Source organism: Actinomycetota bacterium, assembly GCA_036280995.1.
Lineage (GTDB): Bacteria > Actinomycetota > CALGFH01 > CALGFH01 > CALGFH01 > CALGFH01.
This window is the reverse complement of record DASUPQ010000138.1, coordinates 1-2656: the sequence shown is the minus strand read 5'-3', so window position 1 is coordinate 2656 and position 2656 is coordinate 1. Positions and strand designations below refer to the sequence as shown.

2 protein-coding genes are annotated in these 2656 nt (G+C 71.2%); one reads left to right on the top strand and one right to left on the bottom strand.

Features of this window, described 5'->3' with window-relative positions:
* Window positions 1–313 precede the first annotated feature (313 nt).
* Window positions 314–1762, bottom strand: a complete 1449-nt coding sequence (locus tag VF468_04360) for a multicopper oxidase domain-containing protein (protein HEX5877547.1) — start codon at window positions 1760–1762, stop codon at window positions 314–316.
* A 312-nt stretch (window positions 1763–2074) separates the two neighbouring features.
* Between VF468_04360 and VF468_04355 the strand changes: the two genes are divergently transcribed.
* Window positions 2075–2656, top strand: a 582-nt coding sequence (locus tag VF468_04355; GenBank protein HEX5877546.1) for a MerR family transcriptional regulator, incomplete at its 3' end; no start/stop codon positions are given.

The following is a 2656-nucleotide window of genomic DNA, read 5'->3' as shown; positions in this document are numbered from 1 at the left end:
GAGGTCGCCCTCGTGGAACCACCCGGCTCCCGGCGGGTGGCCAGCCGGTCCTTGAGTTCGGGCAGGGTGGCTTCACGTGCCGTCGCGCTCATGTTCGCCTCCCATCTTGGGTCCGGCTCGGGCGTGGATCGCGTCCAGGGTGATCCGCCGGGCATGGATGCGGCAGATCACCCGCGTCTCGCGCCAACGTTGGGCGGCCGGGTAGCTGCGGTCGTGGTAGGCCGGGTGGCGGGTGTAGCTGCGGGTCAGCTTGTCGAGGTGCTCCCGTCCTGCTCGTCGCGGTGGCCCTGGCCCGCCGGCCGGGGCGGGAGGGCTAGTGGCTGGCCCCGGTGGCCTTGACGTCGCCGGCCTGGAACAGCCCCAGGGCGCCCTTGGCCACATTCGCGAACTTGTGGGTCACAATCGGGTACAGCCCCGGCTCGTCGAAGCTGAACTCGACAAAGCCGCCCTGGGCCGGCTGCAGGTCCAGCACCTGGGCGCCACCCCGCCCAAACCCTGGCTGCAGGAGATACTCGCCTTCCTTGTAGGCGGTATCGAACACGGTCCCGACGATGTGGAAGGCGCTGTTCTCCGACGGCCCGGCGTCCAGCACCCAGACCCGCACCCGCTGACCCGGCTCGACCCGGATGGGGCGGAACTTGTACTGGCTGGCGTAACCGTTGAACACCACCGCGTCGAAGCGCTCGGTCTGCATCTTGGCCAGCGACCCGGGCTGGTCCTGGGGGCCGAAGTAGAGTTCGGACTGGACCAGCAGGTACTCGTGGTCGACCTTGGCCAGGCCGGGTGGGTCGATGATGATCGCTCCGTACATGCCGTTGCCGATGTGGTGCAGGGTCGGGGCGGTGCCGCAGTGGTACATGTAGATGCCGGCGTGCTTGGCCTTGAACTGATAGATGAGCTGCTCGCCCGGGTTGATGGTCCGCATCTCGTCGTTCCAGGCCACCTTGGAGGCGTGGAAGTCGATCGAGTGGCCGAGCTTGTTCTTGGGGTCGTTGACCAGGGTGATGGTGAACAGGTCGCCGACGCGGCCGCGCAGGGCAGGGCCGGGGACCTTGCCGTTGAAGCTCCAGGCCTGCTGCTTGACGCCGGGCGCGACCTCCACGACCCCCTCGCTGGCGGTCAGCGTCAGTCTGTGCTCGCGGCCGCCGGGGGCGGGGGCCAGCCTGGGGTCGTAGGACTGCCAGGCGGCCGCTGGGGTGGCGTTGGGGTCGAGGGAGGCACTGCCATCAGCAGCGCCGTCGGCATGGTCGGCCGCCGCGGCCGCCGGGGCCGGGGTCGTTCCGCTGACGCGGACCTCGAAGGTCATCCCGGCCTCCTTGTGGCCTGGGATCGAGCACTCGCCGGTCATCGACTTGGTGACCGTGTCCACCTCCAGGGTGGCCGTCTGGCCGGTCTTGAGGTCGGGGGTCTTGGGCCCACCGTGCAGGGCCAGGTTGTGGGGAGTCTGGCCCTGGTTGACCACCTGCAGGGTGAGGGGGGTCCCGGCCGGAACCTCGACGGCCTTGGGGACGACCTCCATCTCCTTGAGCACGATCTTGAACGACTGGGGCGAGCCCACCGGGGCCTGCGTGGCTGCCGCGGGGGCCGGGGCCCCACCGGTCTCGAGCCCGCGGACGCGGCCTCGGACCTGGCCGAGCTCGACCACCATGACGAACAGGACCAGAACCATGACCGCGACCACAAAGCGCAGCACCAGCTGCTCAAAGGTGAAGGTCGGCTTCGTGTCCTCTTCGGTCTCCGCTGACCTCCTCGAGGCTGCCATGACCGCTCCCTCCTCGGCCATCCGGTCGGTGTTCACCAGCGCCGCGGCCGCTCGCGACCTGGTCCCCTCCGTTAGTCCAGCGCCTTCTGACACGGGCAGGGAGTGCCGAAGGTCCCACACACCGTGGACCCTTCGGCACTACCGGCCATGACCTGGGTGTCCAACGTGCGCGTGGAGGACCCGATTGGCGAAGGGAGCCCGGGAACGCGGCCAGAGCGTTTCCCAGGGGTGGCATGACGGTGCTTCTGGCTGGTGGACGGCTGGCGGACACGATGGTAGAACCTCCAGTAACTGGAGATTCAAGGGGTATTCGTGTCCGGGACGTTCTCGATCGGCCGGCTGGCCGCCGTGACCGGGCTGCCGGTCAAGACCATCCGCTTCTACTCCGACGCCGGCCTGCTGCCCCCGAGCGGGCGGACCGAGGCCGGCCACCGCCGCTACACCGCCACCGACGTGGCCCGCCTGCAGCTGGTGCGGGCCCTGCGCGACCTTGGGGTGGCCCTGGAGACCGTCGGCCAGCTGCTGGCCGGCCGGCGGGAGCTGGGCGAGCTGCTGGCCGCCCACGCCGCCGCCCTCGAGGCCCGCGACCGGGCGCTGCACCGCCAGCTGGCGGTCGTCCGGGCCGCCGCGGCCAGCCCGACCGCGGCCACCCTGCGCCGGGTGCACGCCCTGTCCCGGCTGGAGGCGGCCGAGCGCGGGCGGCTGCTCGACCGCTTCTGGGACCGCGTCACCGAGGGGCTGCCCGGCGGCCCCTCGGTCGACCGCCTGCGTGCGGCGGGCACGCCCGAGCTGCCCGCCGACCCCACCGGAGAGCAGCTGGACGCCTGGCTGGAGCTGGCCGAGCTGGCCGCCGACGAGGACTTCCAGCGCACCACCCGCGAGAACGCCGGCTGG